2 protein-coding genes are annotated in these 2,230 nt (G+C 71.1%); both read right to left on the bottom strand.

Annotation, left to right across the window (positions count from 1 at the left end; genetic code table 11):
* Positions 1–571: RING finger family 4 domain-containing protein (locus tag AB0K09_RS32735; RefSeq protein WP_366069030.1), on the bottom strand; the 571-nt coding region annotated here is incomplete at its 3' end.
* A 175-nt stretch (positions 572–746) separates the two neighbouring features.
* Positions 747–1,595, bottom strand: coding sequence for a hypothetical protein (locus tag AB0K09_RS32730; protein WP_366069029.1), 849 nt, complete (start codon positions 1,593–1,595; stop codon positions 747–749).
* Between the last annotated feature and the right edge of the window lie 635 nt (positions 1,596–2,230).

Here is a 2,230-nt window from a genome sequence, read left to right as displayed (position 1 = left end):
CGACGCCCTCGGCGCCCAGGCGCAGCAGCCGCAGCGGGCCGGGCACCGGTGCCTTGGCGGCGCCGACGGCGCGTACCGGCCGCAGGAAGGGGTCGTCCGCGTCGATCCGGCGGTGGCAGACCGGGCAGCCCGCATAGTCGGCTCCGTCCCAGCACAGCCGGCACACCAGATGCGCGCAGGGCGAGACGGGGAACACCGTGCGCGCCTCGCCGCACAGCACGCAGGGCTGGTCCGGCTGCTGCAGCAGGAAGGCGAAGACCCGGTCCACGTACAGCGCCTCGGTGTCCCGCGGCACGATGCGCGGAAAGCGCCGGAAGAGCGGGATGTGGGTGCGGTGGGAGCCGAGCAGCTCGTCGGCCAGCCCGACCAGGCGGGCGTGCGCGGCCGCCAGTTCCCCGGGCGCGAGCGCGCCGAGCGCCGCGTGCAGGGCCGGGGTGAGAACGTGACCGCGGCCGAGCAGTTCGGCCTCGAGCCGGCGCAGTGCCGGGCCTGTTCCGCCGCCGGACGCGGACACCTCGTCCACGTACACGGTCTGGATACGGCGCAGCAGTACGGACTCGGCAGCGAGCAACAGGGATTCCCCTCCATGACGACCCGGGACAGACAGAAGAACGGGGGCGGAGAGTGGGCGCGCTGGGTCTTTTCGGAGAAGGTGAGAAGGATGCGCGCCGGGGAGCCGCCCCCGTTGCCCTTGATCCCATCACAGGCGCTCGCGCGTGCCAAACGATTTAACGGCGGGGTGCCGGTCAGCCACCCAGCGGACCGCCGACCGCGGTCGCCGGCAGCCGGTCGGCGCCGTGCGGGACGGATGGTGTGTCCACGGGCTTGCCGTGGTCCGTCAGGTCCATCGTGGCCGTGACCCCTGTGCCGGCCATGTTGCACAGGAGGCGGGTGCGGACGATGCGCCCGTGCCGGTCGACCCACACGTCCGCGAAGGCGGGAATCTCGCCGCCGAGCAACGGCAGCATCTCGTTGAACTTGGCCCGCTTGTCCTCGGCCATCCGGAGCAGGAGCGTCTCGGTGTCCAGCTTGCCGTGGTAGCGCACGGTCGGTGCGCCGTTGACCGTCTCCTCACCGGCCTTGACTGCCGCGCGCATCCGCGACACCTGGTTCAGGACGTGCTCGGGGTCGTTCACGGGTGCGCGCAGCACGTAGTGGGACACGGCCTCGTCGCGGCGGATCGACCGCCACGCGGTGTCGCCGGTGGTCTCCTGGGGCATCCGGATGTAGACCGTGCCGTCGGCGAAGACCTCGTCGAGACGGGCGGCCGAGTCGGCCGTGCTGCCGGCGGTGCTTCCGGCCGTGCTGAGGCCGGCTGTGAGGCCGCCCTTGTCGCCCGCCATGTCGAAGCCGCCCTTGACGGAGATGGTGAAGGACTGGCCGTCGCCGCCGTCGACCTTGATCTGTTCCTGGATCCGGGCGGTGCTCTTCACCGTCGTGGCGACGGCGGCCCGCACCGCGGCACTCTGATCGGCCGACGCACCGGACGGGGTGGCGCCTTCCTTCGCGGACTGCTGCGGCTTCTTCTCCGCGTGCGCGGAACACGCCGCACACAGCAGGACGACGGCGCCGACGAGGGCGACGGAACGTCGCATGGATTGCCCCCCAGAGGTTCAGGACGGGGCGACACCGACATGCCCCGCATTTCGAACATGGATCCTATCGCCCTCAATCGGGGTGAACGCGCACACGCGGATGAAGCGGCAGCGAGGGGAAGGCCCCATGGGGCGTGCGGATGCGATCGCGTGCGCGAACGAGGCAATCCCCCGTAAGGGTGAGCAGCCCCTGGCGGGTGATTCGAAAATGGCGCCACACCATCGGAGTCCAAGTCCTCCTTGGGCAGCGGACGGCGATCGAAACTTCGTCTCCCCGTTCGCCCGGCCGGCTCCGTGACGGCTCTCTGATCAGCCGCGTTGTCCCAGTCGTCCGCACCGGCTGCTCGCCCACGGAGGCACCATGAATCCCGCGCGCCACACTCTCGCCCCCTGTGCCGTTTTCGAACTCTTCCCGCCCTGCGACCGTGCGGCCCATGTCGATGTGGTTGACGGTTTCTTCGTCTGCGTTTTCGAGGCGCCGCTGCAGTCGGCCGGGCGATGGGCATGACCGGCGGCACGTTGCCCCCGGGCCCGGGGGAAGGGCCCGATCGGTGACCGGCGATGTCGAGGGCGCTCGCGCCAATGTGATCGTCCTGCTCCAGCGGTGGACCGACGGCCGGGTCCTGGCCGTCCGG

The organism is Streptomyces sp. NPDC049577 (genome assembly GCF_040675635.1).
Taxonomy (GTDB): Bacteria; Actinomycetota; Actinomycetes; order Streptomycetales; family Streptomycetaceae; genus Streptomyces.
Note: the sequence above shows the minus strand (reverse complement) of the source record. Positions and strands in the feature narration are given on the sequence as shown.